The organism is Flavobacterium sp. MMS24-S5, from assembly GCF_050320125.1.
Taxonomy (GTDB): domain Bacteria; phylum Bacteroidota; class Bacteroidia; order Flavobacteriales; family Flavobacteriaceae; genus Flavobacterium; species Flavobacterium tyrosinilyticum.
This window is the reverse complement of record NZ_CP190016.1, coordinates 4,637,501-4,655,598: the sequence shown is the minus strand read 5'-3', so window position 1 is coordinate 4,655,598 and position 18,098 is coordinate 4,637,501. Positions and strand designations below refer to the sequence as shown.

Annotated in this window: 21 protein-coding genes and 2 pseudogenes; 11 read left to right on the top strand and 12 right to left on the bottom strand. The window is 32.4% G+C overall.

Going from position 1 to position 18,098, the window contains the following annotated elements:
• Window positions 1-50: 50 nt before the first annotated feature.
• From ruvX to ACPWTF_RS21400, 4 genes are all read right to left on the bottom strand, one after another.
• Window positions 51-464: a Holliday junction resolvase RuvX gene (gene ruvX / locus ACPWTF_RS21415; RefSeq protein ID WP_427872962.1), complete on the bottom strand. Its 414-nt coding sequence runs from the start codon at window positions 462-464 to the stop codon at window positions 51-53.
• A 45-nt stretch (window positions 465-509) separates the two neighbouring features.
• Entirely contained in the window at window positions 510-791 is a 282-nt protein-coding gene (locus tag ACPWTF_RS21410; protein ID WP_095930925.1) for a type II toxin-antitoxin system RelE/ParE family toxin, read from the bottom strand.
• On the bottom strand, window positions 781-1,032 hold the full coding sequence (locus ACPWTF_RS21405; RefSeq protein WP_427872960.1) for a hypothetical protein: 252 nt from the start codon (window positions 1,030-1,032) through the stop codon (window positions 781-783). The genes ACPWTF_RS21410 and ACPWTF_RS21405 overlap by 11 nt, the downstream gene beginning before the upstream one ends.
• A 120-nt stretch (window positions 1,033-1,152) precedes the next feature.
• Window positions 1,153-1,785, bottom strand: a complete 633-nt coding sequence (locus ACPWTF_RS21400) for a PAS domain-containing protein (protein ID WP_095930926.1) — start codon at window positions 1,783-1,785, stop codon at window positions 1,153-1,155.
• A 262-nt stretch (window positions 1,786-2,047) separates the two neighbouring features.
• Between ACPWTF_RS21400 and ACPWTF_RS21395 the strand changes: the two genes are divergently transcribed.
• Entirely contained in the window at window positions 2,048-2,863 is an 816-nt protein-coding gene (locus ACPWTF_RS21395; RefSeq protein ID WP_248726233.1) for a 2,3,4,5-tetrahydropyridine-2,6-dicarboxylate N-succinyltransferase, read from the top strand.
• A 69-nt stretch (window positions 2,864-2,932) separates the two neighbouring features.
• Here the strand turns inward: ACPWTF_RS21395 and ACPWTF_RS21390 are convergent.
• Window positions 2,933-3,678, bottom strand: a pseudogene (locus ACPWTF_RS21390) (glycosyltransferase family 2 protein).
• A 127-nt stretch (window positions 3,679-3,805) separates the two neighbouring features.
• Here ACPWTF_RS21390 and ACPWTF_RS21385 point away from each other — a divergent pair.
• The 3 genes from ACPWTF_RS21385 to ACPWTF_RS21375 are packed head-to-tail and all read left to right on the top strand — an operon-like array spanning window position 3,806 to window position 5,660.
• Window positions 3,806-4,870: a glycosyltransferase family 9 protein gene (locus ACPWTF_RS21385; protein ID WP_427872957.1), complete on the top strand. Its 1,065-nt coding sequence runs from the start codon at window positions 3,806-3,808 to the stop codon at window positions 4,868-4,870.
• Window positions 4,871-4,888: 18 nt separating this feature from the next.
• Window positions 4,889-5,389 (top strand): glycosyltransferase family 2 protein, encoded by a 501-nt coding sequence (locus ACPWTF_RS21380; RefSeq protein ID WP_427872956.1) that lies wholly within the window; start codon window positions 4,889-4,891, stop codon window positions 5,387-5,389.
• Window positions 5,390-5,435: 46 nt separating this feature from the next.
• On the top strand, window positions 5,436-5,660 hold the full coding sequence (locus ACPWTF_RS21375; RefSeq protein WP_427872955.1) for a hypothetical protein: 225 nt from the start codon (window positions 5,436-5,438) through the stop codon (window positions 5,658-5,660).
• Here ACPWTF_RS21375 and ACPWTF_RS21370 read toward each other — a convergent pair.
• Window positions 5,641-6,405: a lipopolysaccharide kinase InaA family protein gene (locus tag ACPWTF_RS21370; protein WP_427872953.1), complete on the bottom strand. Its 765-nt coding sequence runs from the start codon at window positions 6,403-6,405 to the stop codon at window positions 5,641-5,643. The two genes, ACPWTF_RS21375 and ACPWTF_RS21370, sit on opposite strands and share 20 nt — an antisense overlap.
• A gap of 121 nt (window positions 6,406-6,526) precedes the next feature.
• Here ACPWTF_RS21370 and ACPWTF_RS21365 point away from each other — a divergent pair, with 121 nt between their 5' ends.
• Window positions 6,527-7,624, top strand: a complete 1,098-nt coding sequence (locus ACPWTF_RS21365) for a glycosyltransferase family 4 protein (RefSeq protein ID WP_427872952.1) — start codon at window positions 6,527-6,529, stop codon at window positions 7,622-7,624.
• On the opposite strand, the gene ACPWTF_RS21360 is transcribed toward ACPWTF_RS21365, so the two are convergent.
• Window positions 7,621-8,406 (bottom strand): DUF5672 family protein, encoded by a 786-nt coding sequence (locus ACPWTF_RS21360; RefSeq protein WP_427872951.1) that lies wholly within the window; start codon window positions 8,404-8,406, stop codon window positions 7,621-7,623. The two genes, ACPWTF_RS21365 and ACPWTF_RS21360, sit on opposite strands and share 4 nt — an antisense overlap.
• A 174-nt stretch (window positions 8,407-8,580) precedes the next feature.
• Here ACPWTF_RS21360 and ACPWTF_RS21355 point away from each other — a divergent pair, with 174 nt between their 5' ends.
• Window positions 8,581-9,141: an L-threonylcarbamoyladenylate synthase gene (locus ACPWTF_RS21355; protein ID WP_427872950.1), complete on the top strand. Its 561-nt coding sequence runs from the start codon at window positions 8,581-8,583 to the stop codon at window positions 9,139-9,141.
• A 245-nt stretch (window positions 9,142-9,386) separates the two neighbouring features.
• Here the strand turns inward: ACPWTF_RS21355 and ACPWTF_RS21350 are convergent, their stop codons facing one another.
• Window positions 9,387-10,511, bottom strand: a complete 1,125-nt coding sequence (locus ACPWTF_RS21350; protein ID WP_427872948.1) for a cysteine desulfurase family protein — start codon at window positions 10,509-10,511, stop codon at window positions 9,387-9,389.
• Between the two features lie 87 nt (window positions 10,512-10,598).
• On the opposite strand from ACPWTF_RS21350, the gene ACPWTF_RS21345 reads away from it, so the two are divergent.
• Complete coding sequence (locus ACPWTF_RS21345) at window positions 10,599-11,600, top strand: hypothetical protein (protein WP_427872947.1); 1,002 nt, start codon at window positions 10,599-10,601, stop codon at window positions 11,598-11,600.
• 136 nt (window positions 11,601-11,736) lie between these two features.
• On the opposite strand, the gene ACPWTF_RS21340 is transcribed toward ACPWTF_RS21345, so the two are convergent.
• Complete coding sequence (locus ACPWTF_RS21340; RefSeq protein ID WP_427872945.1) at window positions 11,737-12,288, bottom strand: Smr/MutS family protein; 552 nt, start codon at window positions 12,286-12,288, stop codon at window positions 11,737-11,739.
• A gap of 1 nt (window position 12,289) precedes the next feature.
• Complete coding sequence (locus ACPWTF_RS21335) at window positions 12,290-12,463, bottom strand: hypothetical protein (protein WP_008462622.1); 174 nt, start codon at window positions 12,461-12,463, stop codon at window positions 12,290-12,292.
• Between the two features lie 108 nt (window positions 12,464-12,571).
• On the opposite strand from ACPWTF_RS21335, the gene ACPWTF_RS21330 reads away from it, so the two are divergent.
• Window positions 12,572-12,856, top strand: coding sequence for a DUF2752 domain-containing protein (locus tag ACPWTF_RS21330; RefSeq protein ID WP_427872943.1), 285 nt, complete (start codon window positions 12,572-12,574; stop codon window positions 12,854-12,856).
• Between the two features lie 320 nt (window positions 12,857-13,176).
• Here the strand turns inward: ACPWTF_RS21330 and ACPWTF_RS21325 are convergent, their stop codons facing one another.
• Window positions 13,177-13,878, bottom strand: a complete 702-nt coding sequence (locus ACPWTF_RS21325) for a DUF1003 domain-containing protein (RefSeq protein WP_427872941.1) — start codon at window positions 13,876-13,878, stop codon at window positions 13,177-13,179.
• A 190-nt stretch (window positions 13,879-14,068) separates the two neighbouring features.
• Here ACPWTF_RS21325 and epsC point away from each other — a divergent pair, with 190 nt between their 5' ends.
• From epsC to ACPWTF_RS21310, 3 genes and pseudogenes are all read left to right on the top strand, one after another.
• Window positions 14,069-14,860, top strand: a complete 792-nt coding sequence (epsC, locus tag ACPWTF_RS21320; protein ID WP_095930983.1) for a serine O-acetyltransferase EpsC — start codon at window positions 14,069-14,071, stop codon at window positions 14,858-14,860.
• A gap of 1 nt (window position 14,861) precedes the next feature.
• Window positions 14,862-15,751, top strand: a pseudogene (gene cysM, locus ACPWTF_RS21315) (cysteine synthase CysM).
• A gap of 135 nt (window positions 15,752-15,886) precedes the next feature.
• Complete coding sequence (locus tag ACPWTF_RS21310) at window positions 15,887-16,873, top strand: aldo/keto reductase (RefSeq protein ID WP_427872939.1); 987 nt, start codon at window positions 15,887-15,889, stop codon at window positions 16,871-16,873.
• Between the two features lie 69 nt (window positions 16,874-16,942).
• On the opposite strand, the gene ACPWTF_RS21305 is transcribed toward ACPWTF_RS21310, so the two are convergent.
• Window positions 16,943-17,818 (bottom strand): sensor histidine kinase, encoded by an 876-nt coding sequence (locus tag ACPWTF_RS21305; protein ID WP_427872937.1) that lies wholly within the window; start codon window positions 17,816-17,818, stop codon window positions 16,943-16,945.
• Window positions 17,819-18,098: the final 280 nt, after the last annotated feature.

Sequence of the window (18,098 nt, the reverse complement as noted above, 5' to 3'; positions counted from 1 at the left end):
GGATTTTCTAAAAACCATTAAATTATAAATAAAAAATACGACGAACAGCGTTATTTTTTTGCGGAAAGATAATCTTGAAGCAGAATTGTAGCAGAAATTTCGTCTATCAAACCTTTATTCTGACGCTGCTTTTTATTTAAACCGCTGTCGATCATAGTTTGAAATGCCATTTTTGAAGTAAAACGCTCATCTACTCTAATCACTTTCATGTCTGGGAAGATATTCGAAAAGTGAGTTGCAAAACCATTAATTATAGAAGCGCTTTCAGACGGAAGACCGTTCATTTGTTTGGGTTCACCAATCAAAACCGCTTCGACTTTTTCTTTAGCAAAATAATCTTTCAAAAAGTCAATCAAAGTATGAGTCGGAATTGTAGTTAAGCCTGAAGCAATAATCTGCATTTCGTCTGTAACAGCTATTCCTGTGCGTTTTTGTCCGTAATCTATTGAAAGGATTCTTGGCATGTTTTGAAATTTTTATAAAAGATTTAGAAAGTAAAATTATAATCTTTAAAGAGAGTCTTTATATTTTATAAAACCGAAAATGAAAACAATGTTTTTATCGGTATCAACTTCATAAATAGAAACGTAACCTTTAAAAACATAATCCCTAATATTTTCATCATCAAAATATCTTGATTTTTTAAAGAGAAAAGGCTGTTTTAAATCTTTTTTAATATTTCTTAGCAAATCTTTCCTAAACTTTAGTGCTGCTCCAGGTTTATCTTTATAAATATAATGAACTTGTTCTTTTAATAATTTTAAAAATTCATTCGAAATTTTAATTGTCATATTCCGAAAATGTATTGTCTAAAATTGAATCTACTTCATCTATTGAATACAACTTTTCATTACCACTTTTTAATTTAGCATAAGCTGCATGTATTTTTTTTTTATCATTTTCAAAGTCAGAATCTTCTTCAATAATTGTCAATTCACTAGGAGAAAACTCACTTAATAACTTAAGTACTTTCTCTCTAATCTCTGGCTGAAATTCCAATCTAATCGCTTCCATAATACTTTCATTTTCCATACAAATATAAACCTTTTTAAATTCATGATTTTTAAATTAAACTTAAAAACAAAAAAATCCGCCCTGAGAAACTCAAGACGGACTTTTATCCAAATATTCAAACCTAAAAAATAACTCAATTTATCTTCCAAACAATCGGCCAAAAAAACCTCTGTGTTCTTCTTCCTCTCCTGCATCCTCTTCTTCACTGTAATTAGCAAACTTAGATTGTGATTTTTCGTGTTCGTAAATCAGCTCCTTAATATATTCAACATACGTTCTCTTTTTCTCTTCTAAGAATCCTATTAAATACTTTTCGCTAAATTCAACTCCGCTTGCGGCTTCAATCTGCAATAACTTTTTATATAAAGGTTCAATATGCATCGCAATAACTTCCTGCGGTACAGCTTGTCTTCTTCCGAAATAATTTACAATAACGTCGTTTTCGTCGCGGGCGATTTCAAAATCGGTAATTACCCAATAGTATCTTCCAGACTTTGCAAGGTTTTTTACAATAGCGTGAAAGTTTTTCCCGTTTTTAAGATTTTCCCAAAGCACTTTAAAGATTACTTTTGGCATATCAGGGTGACGTATGATATTATGAGGCTGCCCCATTAATTCATAGTCTTCGTAACCACAAACGTCTACAAACACTTCGTTGGCATATTCTATAATACCAAAAGCATTTGTTTTACTCATAATAACCTGAGTTTTATCCCAGCTTACTTCTTTGTCAATGATTACTCTGTTTTGAAGGTGATTTTCTTGATTCATATTTTACTGCTTATATGATTATTTATGGAATGGAATTGTTGATCAACACTGCGAAATTAAAGTGAAGAAAAAGCAGAAACCCTGACTTTTGTCATATTTTGATACAAAAAAAACTTCTAGTGGTAGCAGTATTAGTAAAAAATACACATCGCTTCATTAACCTTACAAATAAGAAACAAAAAGTTAAATCTGTAACATTTTCAAACCGTTTTACTTTTTTGCATTTCTACAAATACCTTATCTTTGCAAAAAAAATAAACGTATGAATTCTTTACAGACTATAATTGAACAAGCTTGGGAAAATAGAGCTTTATTACAAGAAACCGCAACAACTGATGCTATTAGAGAAGTTATCGAATTAGTAGACGCTGGAAAATTACGTGTTGCTGAACCAGTTGGTGACAAATGGCAGGTAAACGAATGGGTTAAAAAAGCGGTTGTGATGTATTTTCCGATTCAAAAAATGGAAACATGGGAATCTGGTATTTTTGAGTACCACGACAAAATGTTACTAAAAAGAAATTATGCTGAAAAAGGAATTCGTGTGGTACCAAACGCGGTTGCTCGTTATGGAGCTTACATCTCAAGCGGTGTAATCTTAATGCCTAGTTACGTGAACATTGGTGCTTATGTTGACGAAGGAACAATGGTTGATACTTGGGCAACTGTAGGAAGCTGTGCTCAAATTGGTAAAAATGTACACTTAAGCGGTGGTGTTGGTATTGGTGGTGTTCTTGAGCCATTGCAAGCTGCTCCAGTTATTATCGAAGACGGTGCTTTTATCGGTTCTCGTTGTATCGTGGTTGAAGGTGTTCACGTTGGTAAAGAAGCAGTTCTTGGAGCTAACGTATGTTTGACGGCATCTACAAAAATTATCGATGTTACAGGTGATGAGCCAGTTGAAATGAAAGGTTATGTACCTGCTCGTTCTGTAGTTATTCCTGGAAGCTACACTAAGAAATTCGCAGCTGGAGAATTCCAAGTTCCTTGTGCATTAATCATTGGAACTCGTAAACCATCTACAGATTTAAAAACTTCTTTAAACAATGCACTTCGTGAGTACGATGTTGCGGTATAAGCTTTAAAAAGTCTAAATATTAAAAAATCCAAATTCCAATAGATTATTACTGGAATTTGGATTTTTTTATTACTTATTTTTTTGCAGTTTTATAAGCTTCGCATATTTCATATAAGAGAAAAAAGCCTGAATCATTGCGATTGATAATCCGTCAAGACCGTTAAAGATTCCTTTTTTAAAGAAATAGCATCGAACAAAAGCTACAGTTCCGTTCAAAACAGGTTTAAAGGCATTAATTCTTTTTCCTTGATCATACAACTGCTGCGCATGCCATCCAGAATATTGATTCTTTTTAGCAATAATCTGATCAAAAGAATCCCATCCGTAATGCAAAATATGCACTGCAACCTTTTTCTCGTTCTGAGCAACAATTTTCTGGTGCACTTTAGATTCTGAAGGATGAGCAGTCTGTTTATTGAAAAAACGAACTTTATGATCTGGATACCATCCTGAAAAATCAATTAATTTATCGGCCAAAAAGTTTTTTACTCTAAAACTTAAAGCATCATGATTTCCTTCCAAATATTTTTTCTTTAGAATAAATTCTTCAGCATCTTTATCTAAAAACTCATCTGCATCAAGGTTTAAAATCCAGTCATTTTTACAAAAAGGCAATCCGTGGGTACGCTGCGAACGTCTCCTAAAAATGCCTGCTTAACAACCTGCGCTCCTTTTTCTTTAGCTATTTCTACTGTGCGATCTTTACTGAAAGAGTCTACAATAATAACTTCATCACAAACTTTAAATAAGGCATCTATACATTTTCCAATGTTTTTTTCTTCATTGAAAGTAATAACCAAACCGCTAATTCCCATTATAAATTTTAATTTGTTGACCACAAAAATATAACTTTTTAATTTAGTTTAATCTTAATTACCGCCATCACTTGTGCACTTCATAAAATAGTTTGTACTTTAGCTTTCAAATTGAATAAAAAACCAGATGAGAATATTAGTTATCCAACAAAAAAGAATTGGAGACGTTTTAACAAGCACAATTATTTGCAACAACTTGAAGAGCAAGTTTCCTGACTCTACAATTGACTATATGTGTTATCCCAATTCGATTGATGTTCTAAAAGAAAATCCGAATATCGATAACATCATTCCGGTGACTAATAAAATCCGAAAATCGACTTTCGGATTCCTTAAATTCATTTTTGAGATCCGAAGAAAAAAATATGATGCCGTAATAGACGTTTACAGCAAATTAGGAACTAGCTTAATTACGTTTTTTTCTGGAGCAAAATATAAAGTTTCGTATCATAAATGGTATTCTAATGTCTTTTACAATTATAGTTACGAACGTTTTGATGCCATAAAATCAGAATATGGATTGGCAATTGAAAACAGGTTGTTGCTCCTTAAACCATTTTTTACTGAAAAGATAACGAATGTAAAACCGAAAATCTTTTTAAAAAAATCTGAAATTGCAGAAGCAAAAAGCATTTTAAAAAGCTACAATATTGATCCCGAAAAACCTCTTATTATGTTTGGAATTTTAGGAAGCGAGCACTACAAAACCTATCCGCTTGACGGAATGGCAAAAATTATCGATTTTACCGTAGCAAAAACAAACGCTACAATTCTCTTTAATTATATTCCGAACCAAAAAGAAGAAGCTTTAGAGGTTTACAACCATTGTTCTGAAGAAACAAAAAAGCATATTATTTTCGATTTGTACGCTACAGATTTACGTCAGTTTTTAGCAATACTTTCTCAATGCGAAATGTTGATAGGAAACGAGGGAGGAGCTGTAAATATGGCCAAAGCACTTGAAATACCAACTTTCTCTATTTTTACTCCTTCTGTTAGAAAAGAAACTTGGCAGTTGTTTGAAAATGAAGCAAAAAATGCTTCAATTCATTTAAAAGATTTAAAACCTGAGATTTACGAGAAGCACACCGAACAATACATAAAAGAACACACTTTTGAATATTATGCTGAATATCCGTTGGAACTTATGCTTAAAAAACTAGAGACTTATTTTCAGGAATATAAAAATTGAAAAAGCAAAGCATCACCAATGAATAGCGAAAAGCAAAAATTATCAGTATTGATTATTACGCTTAATGAAGAACATCATATAAAATCACTTCTTGAAGACATTGATTTTGCAGATGAAATAATTGTTGTTGATTCTTACAGCACCGATAAAACGGTACCTATTGTCGAGTCTTTCAAAAACGTAAAATTAATTCAGAATCCTTTTATTGATTATACCTCTCAGCGAAATTTTGCCTTAGAGCAAGCTGAAAACTCATGGGTTTTATTTATTGATGCTGACGAAAGATTAACACCTGAATTAAAATCTGAAATCGTTACTGCAATTAATGCTGAAAAAGTCGCAAGCGCTTATTTTGTCTATCGTATTTTTATGTTTAAGGAGCGCCAACTAAACTTCAGCGGCTGGCAAACCGACAAGATTTTTAGGCTTTTTAATAAATCAAAATGCAGATACAACGAAGAAAGAACCGTTCACGAAAAACTGATTGTAAACCGAACCAATCTCTACTTTAAAAAATAAAATTATACATTTCTCCTACTCTTCTTATGAGGATTATAAATCGAAAATGTACAATTATGGAATTCTTAAAGCCAATGAGAAATTTGCAAAAGGAATAAAACCTTATTTCCTTCTGCTATTTCTTCATCCTTTATACACTTTTTTGTATCAATTTATAATCCGATTGGGTTTTCTAGACGGAGGAAAAGGTGTAACAATCTGTTATCTGAATGCGTACAGCGTTTTTGTTCGATATAAAGAGTTAAGAAGAATTACTTCTTCCAGAATTTAAGTTTCTTTTTCAGACGTTTTTTTCGATAAAACTTTTCTTGAAAATCTGAAGTATCTTTCCATAAAGTATCAAAAATCTTCTGTTCAGGTTCGCTATAATATTTAGCATATTCGTTACTCATTGTTGCCACCATTTCTTTTAATGGAGTCAAACGGCATAAGTTTTTCATACGCGTTTCAAAAGACATTGTAGTATGAAATTCCATTCTATTCAAATCGACTAGAAAAAAATCATAATTTCCGCTGGCATTCTTTTTTATTAAAGTATTTCCTGGAGAATGATCCAAAAATTCAATTCCCTTTTCATGAAGATCGAAACTGAATTTGGTAAATTGTCTTAGAATATTATCACGATCTGGATAATCAGGCACTTCTACAAGCTCTCTATAGGTCAAGTCGCACAAAAGATGCTCGCTTACATAATAGCTGTTTTCTAAACCTAATAAAGACGAAAACTCTACAAATGCAATAGGTTCTGGTGTTCCAACACCCAACTCTATAAGCTTGTTTGCATATTCAAAAGATCGTCTGGCTTTTGATTTTCTAAAATATTTATATGCTATTTTATTAATAAAATGAGGAATCTTGAAAGATTTCACGTTTATAATCTTCCCATTTAGATCAAATAATTTGATTTTATTTCGATCGCCATTTCCAAAAAGTTCACCAGAAGAATCAAAACTGCTGATAATTTGTTGTATTGAATGTTCTTCGGACTTAAATTTTTTGCTTATTTCAAATGACATAATGGGTATCTATACTTTTAAAATTCAAAAATAACTAAATGCTTTCATAGAAATAAAAAAAGAAAAGAATATTTTTACAAAAAGTAATCCTTTTCTTATATATTTGTAAAAATTTAAAGCAATGAAAATATTAAATGTTACCTCGATGATTGACTTTCGAGGCGGCGATTCGCAAATGTATACAATCTACAAGCTATTAGCTCATAAAACGGATCTAAAACAATATATTTTATGTCCCGATAAAGCTGTTTTAGCGGCTATCTGCAAAAATGACAACGCTAATTTTTTTACTTACCAAACAAACCGATTCAAATTATTCAGTCTGATTTTATCTATTATTAAAATCTGCAAAAAAGAATCGATAACCGTATTGCATATACATGATTCAACTTCTTTAACTGCTGCCCTTATTGCTTTAAAATTTTTAAATAAATCAATTACTTTAATCTTCAGCAGAAAAAGAAACAATAAAATTAAAGACAAATTTTTAAACAGATATAAATATTCGCATCCTAGAATTCATAAAATTATATGCGTTTCTAAGGCTGTTGAAGCTATTTTTGAAAAAATTGTAGACAAAAGCCGCCTTATAACAATTTATGACGCTATCGATGTTGAACAATTTGCTCAAAAGACAAATCAAAATCTGCTTCATAAAGAGTTTAATTTTGCACCAGAAACCAAAATAGTGGGAAATATAGCCGCTCTCACAAGTCAAAAAGACATACACACTTTTATTGACACAGCTAAATTAATTAAGCTAAAAACCAACACTTCTGACTCCATAAAATTTATTGTAATTGGAGATGGTCGTCTTAAAGAAGAGCTGCTAAATTATGCTATCGCAAATGATTTAGAGCATGATTTATTTTTTACTGGATATCGAAATACTGCCGATTTACTTCCAGAATTTAATATTTTTCTATTAACTTCTATAACCGAAGGGCTTCCATTGACTATCTATGAAGCTTTCGCCTGTAAAATTCCTGTAGTATGTACTAAAGCCGGCGGAACCCCAGAGGTCATTACAAACGGTGAAACGGGATTTCTAGCCGATTTAAAAGATACCGAAACGTTATCCAATAGCGTACTTAAAATTATAAATAATCCATCTTTACAGGAAAAAATAAAAACCAATGCTTTTCAGCTCGTTAGTCAAAATCATAATCTCAGCATAATGCAAAAAAACTATTATGATTTTTACAAAAGCTTAAATTAATATTGATCTAAAATTGGTTTCCAGAATTTATTCACTTTAGGTTTGTTAATGGCATGGCAACCAAAAGGAAGCTTGTTGCCAGCTATTTTCATAGCAATTTCTGGTTTTCTATCAATGGCAAAAAGCACGCCTTCTTTATAATCCGGAATTCTAAAATTTGAATCAAATTCGGGAGCTTTTAAAGACCAAAAAACGTCTTCTGTAGCATAAATTGGCTTTTTATCTGCTTTTAAAAAGTCTGCTATAAATTGGCTTTTTTCTTTTGCAATAGCAAAATGCGAAGCCACTTTACGTAATGAAAATCCGCCATTACCTACTTTATAAAAAATCTGTTCGCGCTCTTTTTTCTTTGCCGATCTGAAATTTTTAGTAATTGCATTCAATATTTTCTTCCCAAAAGTATCTACAGGAGTTGCAATCCAGGGAGCTCCAATATAATCGTAACCTTTCTGGCACCATTCTGCTAATTCATTTCTAAAAACGAATGCGTCAAGCTGATAAATCAATATATATTCTGAGTCCAAAAAAGGCTCGTAAAATTCAGGCAATAGCAAAAGCTCATTATAACCATCTATAGTAGCAAAATGATGTTTAGGAAAACTTTTGAAAGTTAAATTCTCATATTTTTCAGTCAAATAAGAACAATTTAATCCTTCTGGATGCGCAATTACAATTTCATAATCTTTTAAAATTTTGCAGCCTTGTAAAAATGATTTTTCTTCTAATTCTCCAAAATACTCCTTGTATACAGGAATGACTACTTTTGCTAATACTTTATTCATATGGTTTTGGGTTAAAGCAAAACTGCTTACGGCTTGGATTTTTTGCTATTTGGTATTTTAACTTTAAGTGCAAAAATAATCTTATAAATTACAAAAACTTAATTATTGCCAAGTAAATTTGATTTTTTTACCAAATAAAAAAATTAATTTTGCACTTTACATATTCCATTTATAATGAACGAAGAAATTATCAACGCATACGAAGTAATTAAGGAAGGCGGTATCATTTTATATCCAACAGATACGGTTTGGGGAATTGGCTGTGACGCTACAAACCCAGAAGCTGTTGCTAAAATCTACAAGTTAAAACAGCGTGCAGAAACACAAAGCATGATTGTTTTAATGAATGGCGAAAAGATGCTGTACAATGTATTTAAAGAGATTCCTGAAGTTGCATGGCAAATCTGGGATTTATCAGAGAAACCAACTACTTTAATTCTTGATGATGCGCGAAACGTTGCTCCAAATATTATTGCTGCAGACAAATCACTAGGAGTTAGATTGGTAAAAGAACCTTTCTGCTTCAAATTGATGGAAAGAATGAAAAAGCCTTTGGTTTCTACTTCTGCTAATATTTCTGGACAACCAACACCAATAGCTTTCAAGGACATTAGCCCAGAAATCATTAAAGGTGTTGATTATGTGGTGAAATTAAACCAAGATAAAATCAACGGAAAATCTTCTACGATAATCAAATTAACCAAAGATTCTCAGGTAAAAGTAATTCGTAAATAGCTTTTTTTTGTTTCAGGTTTCAGGTTTCAAAAACTTTGAGTGTAGTTTTTACCGCAAAGTACGCAAAGAAGGTCTTATTGAGAATCTAAATTAGAGTTAAAAAAAGTTCGCAAAGCTTTATCAAAACAAGCTTTGCGAACTTTTTCATTTTATGGTTCTAAAAAATCTTAGCGACCTTTGCGTAATTCTTAGCGCACTCTGCGGTTAAAAAAACTTAGAATCTCAGAACCTAGTATCTTAGCAACTTATACCGTTTTCAAACTCTCAATAAGCCAATCAATATCTTCTTTGGTGTTGTAGTGACTAAATGAAATTCGGAGATTTGGCAATTTTAAATCGGTCTCCGAAAGCATTTCGTTTAAAACGTGCGAAGGTTTAATGCTTCCAGACTGGCAAGCGCTTCCTCTAGAAACTGCAATTCCTTTCATATCTAAACTAAAAAGCAGCATCGAAGTTTTATCTGATGAAAACGGGAGAATGATATTGATAATATTATAGAAATCTTCTTTTTTTCCGTTAATTCTGAAATTTGGAAAATGAATTTCTAATTGTTCTATTAGATAATTTTTCAAACCTAAAATATAACTCCTTTCTTCTTCTAATTTTCCATATGAAATAGACAAAGCTTTTGCCATACCAGCAATCTGATGCACTGCTTCTGTTCCTGCGCGAAGGCCTTTTTCTTGTTCTCCTCCAAAAAGCAAAGGCTGTAAACCAGAATTTTTTCGAATAAAAGCAAATCCGATACCTTTTGGCCCGTGAAATTTATGTGCACTCGCCAAAATAAAATCAATAGGTGTTTTTTGCAGATCGATTTCCGTTTTTCCAATAGATTGAACTGTATCCGAATGAAATAAAGCATTATACTGCTTGCAAATCAAACTTACACGATCTAAATCTAAAATTGTCCCCGTTTCGTTATTGACATGCATTAAACTAACCAAAGTCTTTTTTTCTTCGGATAATAAATTAGACAAATGCGTTAGGTCTAGACTACCGTCTGCATTCACATTTACATAATCAACTTGAATATTGTATTCTTCCTGAAGCACCCAAACAGTATGCAAAACAGCATGATGTTCAATTTTTGAAGTAATAATTCTCTCCACCTTCAAATCTTCAACAGCAGAGCGTAAAATCCAGTTGTCGGCTTCTGTTCCGCCAGAGGTGAAAATTATTTCTTGAGCAGTGCAATTTAAGTGTTTTGCAATACTCTTTCTAGAAAGTTCTAATATGGTCTTACCATTTCGACCAAAACTGTGTGTAGACGATGGGTTTCCGTAATCCTCAAGCATTATTTTTGTCATTTCCTGAATTACTTCAGGACGCATGGCAGTTGTTGAGGCATTATCTAGATATACTTTTTTCATTGCTGCAAAGTTAAGAAATATCAATTGTCAAATCTTAAATATCATTTGGCAATTTTTTCACTATTTTTGACCCAAATAAATTTTACGATGAAAAAATATGCTGCCCTCCTATTATTTGCTCTTTTCTTGAATGGATGCGATGATGGAGATTTAACTGTAGACGAAATAGATTTTGCTGATGTACAGGAATCGTCAGCCTGTGATCCGTTAACCAATACTTTAATTTATAAACTAAAATCTCAGGAAGCACTTTTGCTTCAATTACCTGCAGGAGCAATTGTTAATGATCAAGGAACCTACACGTATACTATCGACGCAAATGGAAAAGGATCATATCGTGTAGTTTATAGAGCTTATGACGGAACTGTAGCAAAGGATAATATTTGTGGTGCAATACCTCCTACCACTCCAAAAGTGACCGAGGAATGGAATGCAGTTGAAGGTTTGATTGAAGTTGCAACAACTCAACTAGTAGATTCAAGTGCAACTGACGGAAGCACAAGAATAAAGGGTTACGAACATAGTATTATTTTTAGAAATATCACATTTGCAAAACCAGCTGGAAATCAAACAGAAGCTGAATTTGTGTTTGGAACATACAACACAAATGTAACTAAGGCTGATTTGACTTTCAAAACTAATCCGAATGGTTCGGCTTATGAATGTGACAACAAAACTTATAATTACAACAATTCATTTTATTTATCGATTGAAGATATAGATCCTGCACTATTTGTCAATGAAGTAACAGCTAGTAACCAACCACGTACAAGTTTAATAACAGCAACACAAAACAAAGTATTTTACAGAACTGCATTGACAGAAACTGGATCTATTACACCAGCTTTTATTTGCGCTAAAGTACAACCAAGTTCTCCTGCTATCGATGAAACATGGACAGGCCAATTTGGTGTAGCAAACATAAGCGGAATTATAGAAGTAACCACTACTGTATCACCTAATGCATTAGGTCAAGTTTATACGCACACAATTGTCCTTAAAAATGTAATTTTATTAAAAGGAAAAAGTAATTTCAAACTTGGAAACAGCTTCGTTCTTGGAAAAATTGAACGACAAGCAACCAACTAAAAGTATATTTTTTACAAAAAATAATTCTTACAAAAAAACGTCTGTTTTTTGAAATGATTTTAGAACTAAATCACGACAAAAAACAGACGTTTTTTTTATGTTTTATAATGAAACTTTTGTACTAAAGCAAGCCTTATTATTTATTGTTTTGCCTTATATAAACTTCGGTTGCTCCAAGTCCATATTTTTGATAATTGGCATCTTGGAAATCAATTCCGTCATAACGGCCTAATAAAAAATCAAGTTCGGCTTTCAAAATTCCTTCACCCACGCCATGAATAAAAACGATTTTCGGAATGCGATTTCTAATCGCAAATTCGATATGTCTTTTTGCCGTCTCGGTCTGTAATGTCAAAATATCATAGTTAGACATTCCGCGTTTATTTGGAACCAATTTTTCGATATGCAAATCAAATTCCGGAACACCAACATCGCGTTTATCTTTCTTTTCTTTAACAAAACTTCTCGGTTTTGGCTCTGTTTTCTCTTTTGAAACTTCATCTAAATCAATTCTTTTAATAGAATTCATTAAATTACTGGTTTCTTGTATTTTAATCAGTTCGTTGACTAAAAATGTCATCATAAATCCATCCTCAGTTTCAATCAAAACTTCATTGTTTTTAACCGAAATCACCGTTCCGTTTATGGCTTCATCAAGTACAGAAACCTTATCTCCTTTTGCCAGCATTCTACTCTTCTTTATCGTTATTTTTACTTGGTGTTTTAGCACTAAGCTGCATCATTCCGAACATGAAAACTACAATTGCAGCAATCATGATATAGATGTTTTTTTCTTCTGAAACTTGCTCATAAAGCGCAACCGAAATTGCAAGAATCATTATTATAATTTTAAAAGTTTTCATCCTTCCTGTATTTTAAGATTTCAAAAGTATAAAACTTTCAAGTACTTGTTCTATACCACTCCAAACGTTTGTCATATTTTTTTAGTAAAATTGCAAAAAAGATTCACCATGAGCTTAGAGAAATACATGATCCCTTGCCTATTCAAAACCTTCTTTGGTTATGACTGTTTAGGATGTGGATTTCAGCGCTCTTTATTCTTACTTTTTCAAGGTGATTTTTTTGGTGCTTTTAAAATGTATCCAGCCATTTATACTTGTCTTTTACTCTTCCTTTTTATCGCGTTTCATTTCTTAGATAAATCAAGAAATTACAAAAAAATCGTTTGGAACATTGCTGTGGTAAATTTCATTTTTATGCTCGGCGGCTATTATTTCAAACACTTTTATTTTTAGATTTTAGATTTTAGATTTTAGATTTTAGATTTTAGATTTTAGATTTTAGATTTTAGATTTTAGATTTTAGATTTTAGATTTTAGATTTTAGATTTTAGATTTTAGATTTTAGATTTTAGATTTTAGATTTTAGATTTTAGATTTTAGATTTTAGATTTTAGATTTTAGATTTTAGATTTTAGATTTTAGATTTTAGATTTTAGATTTTAGATTTTAGATTTTAGATTTTAGATTTTAGATTTTAGATTTTAGATTTTCTAAAAGTCGCTTCGCTCCTTTTGGAATTTGGGATTTAAAAAAATTCGAATTTTAAGAAACTTCTATTTCTTAATCTGATCCAAAATATCATTCATCATCTCGATTTGCACTTTCTGAATTTCGATTAGTTCTTGCTGCTGATGCATAATTAAATGATCAATTTTATCATGAATTAATCTAATCTCCAATTCCGATTTCAGGTTGATCATAAAATCTTTTTTAGCGCGATTGCGATCTTTTTCTTCCTGACGGTTTTGGCTCATCATAATAACGGGCGCCTGCAAAGCTGCAACGCAAGAAAGTATTAAATTTAAAAGAATGAATGGATAGGGATCAAAACCTTTGTTTAGAAAAATATAAACATTTGAAGCAATCCAAATCGTAATAAAAACTACAAACGAAATAATAAAAGTCCAGCTCCCGCCAAAATCAGCCACTTTATCGGCCACTTTTTGCCCTAAAGTTCTAGTTTCTTCCTCATCTTCTACAATACTCACAATCGATTTATCTTCTTTTAACGAAGAAATGACATTTTTCTCCATTGCCGAAAGCGCTCCTATTTCACTAGAAAGATAATTCGAAATGTATTTCTGGCGGTAGACATTCAATTCATTTATAGAAATGCAATCTTCGGCATTAAAATCGGGATATTCCTTTTTAATCAATCCCAAAATAGGATCATGAATTGCTCTTCCATAAACTTTCTCATTTTCATCAAAAGAATTGCCAGAAATTGCACTCTTAAATGTTGGTTTATTTTTCATTTTAGTATATTTTGAAAGCTAATTTACGCAATTAACTTCTTAAGAATTGCATAAATAAGAACCGTTTAGAATTTGCTTTTTATCACAAATCAAACCTTTCAAAGTAAATTTCTTTCGTTAAATCGTGATTTTATTTCCAAAAAACGCCTTACTTTTAACGTTCCAAAATTATTCATTCATTTTTACCATTGTGACAAAAGACAATATCATACAAAATATAAGAGCTTTAAAGAGCCACTCACACATAAATTACGGTATTAAAACCAAAACAGAAGACTTTACAGAAAAGCTTTTTTACACGCTTTTTGATTCGAATGCGGCACTTGACGAAAGCATTGATGAACTAGAGTTTCGCTTTAAAGAAATTGCGGTTTTGGCTTGTAAAAAACCTCAAAATTTATGCGAATCTATCTGGGATCGCTTTTTGGAGAAACTTCCTGGAGTATTAGAAAAACTAAATCAAGATGCCGAATATATTCTTGAAAACGATCCTGCATCAAACAGCATTGATGAAGTGTACTTGGGGTATCCAGGCTTTTATGCCATTGCAATTTACAGACTTAGTCACGAATTATATCATTTAGACTTATTATTATTCTCTCGATTAATGAGCGAATACGCACATAGAATTACTGGTACAGATATTCACGCTGGAGCCGATATTGCATCGCCATTTTTTATTGATCATGCAACCGGCATTGTAATTGGTGAAACTACCGTTATCAAGAAACATGTAAAAATCTATCAAGGTGTTACGCTTGGTGCATTAAGCGTAAGCAAAGACATGAAAAATGCAAAAAGGCATCCCACTGTTGAAGCCAATGTCTGCATTTATGCCAATGCAACAATTCTGGGCGGAGAAACTGTAATTGGAAAAAACAGTGTTGTTGGAGGAAATGCATGGGTTACCAAATCTATTCCGGAAGATTCTATCGTTTTAAACACCACTACGACTGACGTTAAAATAAAAGAAAAAAAATAACATGAATTCACATAAATTATTAAACCTAATTGGCAATACTCCTTTGATGGAAACGGTCAATCTAGTTAAAAATAAAAATGTAAAACTTTTACTGAAACTAGAAGGAAATAATCCTGGAGGAAGCGTAAAAGATAGAGCGGCATACAATATGATTGCTGCAGCATTAGAAAGAGGCGATATCAAAAAAGGAGATAAATTAATTGAAGCAACCAGCGGGAACACTGGAATTGCGCTGGCTATGATTGCTCAATTATTCGGCATTGAAATCGAACTGGTTTTACCAGAAGATTCTACCAAAGAGCGCACTCAAACTATGCGTGCTTATGGCGCAACAGTTATTCTTACGCCTGCAAGCGAAGGAATTATTGGTTCTAGAGATTATGCAGATAAAAAAGTAGCGCAAGGAGGCTATTTAATGCTGAACCAGTTTGCGAATGATGATAACTGGAAAGCGCATTACAAAACAGACTAGGACCTGAAATTTGGAATGATACTGACGGAACGGTAACGCATTTCGTTTCGGCAATGGGAACAACAGGAACTATTATCGGGACTTCTACTTATTTGAAAGAAAAAAATCCAAATGTTCAGATCGTTGGCGCACAGCCAAGTGATGGTTCTCAGATTCCTGGAATTCGTAAATGGCCACAGGAATATCTTCCTAAAATATTTGATGCTTCTAAAGTCGATACTGTTGTAGATGTGAGCGAAGAAGAAGCACGAGAAATGACCAAAAGACTAGCGCTAGAAGAAGGTGTTTTTGCTGGTATGAGCAGCGGAGGTTCTGTTGCAGTTGCCTTAAAAATTGCAGAACAATTAGAATCTGGAGTTGTGGTTGCCGTTATCTGCGACCGCGGCGATCGTTATTTGTCTTCGGATTTATTTGACTAAAAAGATACTAAGTTGCTAAGGTTCTAAGATGCTAAGATTTGAATAACTGAAAAAACTTTGTATATCAGAATCTCAGCAACTTTAGAAAAAAAAACTTAGAATCTCAGCAACTTAGAACCTTAGAATCTTAAAAAAATGAACTACAGAAAACTAGGAAAAACAAACTTTAATATCTCTGAAATTTCGCTTGGCACTTGGCAAGTTGGCGGAAAATGGGGATCGGGTTTTGATGATAAAACTGCCGATGAACTTTTGAATACTGCTATTGATAATGGCGTAAACTTTATTGATACGGCAGATGTTTACGAAAATGGATTAAGCGAAACTGCTGTTGGAAGAGTGGTTCGTTCTCGTTCTGAACGTATTTTTGTTGCCACAAAATGCGGACGCCAAATTAATCCTCATGTTAATAAAGGATATACGCCAAAAGTACTTCAAAAATTTGTTGAAGACAGTTTAAAAAGAACGGGATTAGAAACGCTTGACTTAATTCAGTTGCATTGTCCGCCGACTGAAGTTTATTATAGTCCAGAAATATTTGAACTTTTTGATAGACTAAAAGATCAGGGAAAAATTCTTAACCTCGGTGTAAGTGTTGAAAAAGTCGAAGAAGCTTTAAAAGCCATTGAATATTCAAACGTAACAACGGTTCAGATTATCTTCAATTTGTTTCGTCAGCGACCTTCTGAATTGTTTTTCGCGGAAGCTAAAAAGAAAGATATCGGAATTATTGCCAGAGTTCCATTAGCAAGCGGTCTTTTAACAGGTAAATTTGATGCAAAAACAACTTTTGACCCTCAGGATCACCGCAATTTTAATCGTAACGGAGAAGCGTTTGATAAAGGCGAGACTTTTTCTGGCATTGATTACGAATTAGGATTAAAAGCTGTTGAAGAATTAAAAACTTTATTTCCAGAATCAAAAAATCTGGCCGCAATTGCGTTACAATGGATTTTGAGTTTTAATGAAGTAAACTGTATTATTCCTGGAGCATCCAAAACAGAACATGTTTTATCAAATTTATCGGTTTATGACACTCCAAAATTAACTTCAGAGCAGATTTCAGCAATGAATAAAATCTATAATGATCTTATCAAACCTTCTGTTCATCAGCTTTGGTAAGTTATTACTATTAAAATATAAAAAAAAGCTGTCAAGAATAAAATCTTACAGTCTTATTTTTTTTAGAATCTAAACGTCGAATTCTATCTTAAATTCTGCACCTTTATTTTTTCCTTCGCTAGATGCGGTCAATCGACCTTTGTTTCTTTCTATGATTTTTTTGCACAAATACAATCCGATTCCTGTCGAACCTTCGTTTGCGGTTCCTAAACGGCTCATTTTAGTGAATTTTTTAAATAGTTCCTCAATCTGATTTCGATCAAAACCCATTCCGTAATCTTTTACCGTCATAATCAATTTTGAATCTGCAGAAAAGATTCTGACTTTAATTTCGCTATCAAAATAAGAGAACTTAACAGCGTTGCTTATTAGATTTACCAATACTTGAACCAAAAGCCCCTCGTCTATCTTCAGTTTTGCTTCATTACATTCCAAAACCAAATCCATTTTTATATTTTTATCTAACAAACGCTGTTCGACTTGTTCGTTAATAAAAGGCACAATATTCGAAAACAAAACCGCCTTCACTTCTGGGTTTACTTTTACAACATCGTCTTGTTCTTTTAGCAATTTGATAAAATTTTCGATGTATCTAAATTGCAGTTCAGTCGATTCGCAAATTAGCTCGGCCATATTTTTAACCGATTCTGATGGTTCTTCACTTATAATAAGCTTCGCTAAACCTTGCGGATTTCCTGCAAAATTTTTCAAATCATGCGAAAGCATATAAACCAAATCCTGCTTTTCGTTTATAAAATTCTCTGCTTCGTTAATAGATTCCTGTATGTTACACAAAAGCAGACCTGCTTCATCTGTATATTCTGTTGGCAAAGCAGCTATTTTTCTTGAATCTCTATAGTCATCTAACGCTTTTGAAGCTATAGCAATTGGCTTTATCAGTTTATTTAAAACCAAAAGCGTTATTGCTGTTGCCAGCAATGTCATAATTAAAGAAAAAACAAGAATAGAAGCTGAGGATACTTTATGCTCAAAAAATAGAACAAAAAACAAGATTCCGATTAAGGGAATATGGATACCGATAAAAGCAACAAATAAAAATTTGAAAGCATAACTTTTTTTTAGAAAGCTGATTTGTGAAAGTTTGTGATACAACTTCATAAAAAGATAAAAATAGCAGGTTAATATGTAATTTTATTGGGATTATTACGAAAACAAAATTAGCTTTTATCCCCAATTAAACTAATATTTTGAAGAATTTCTAAAT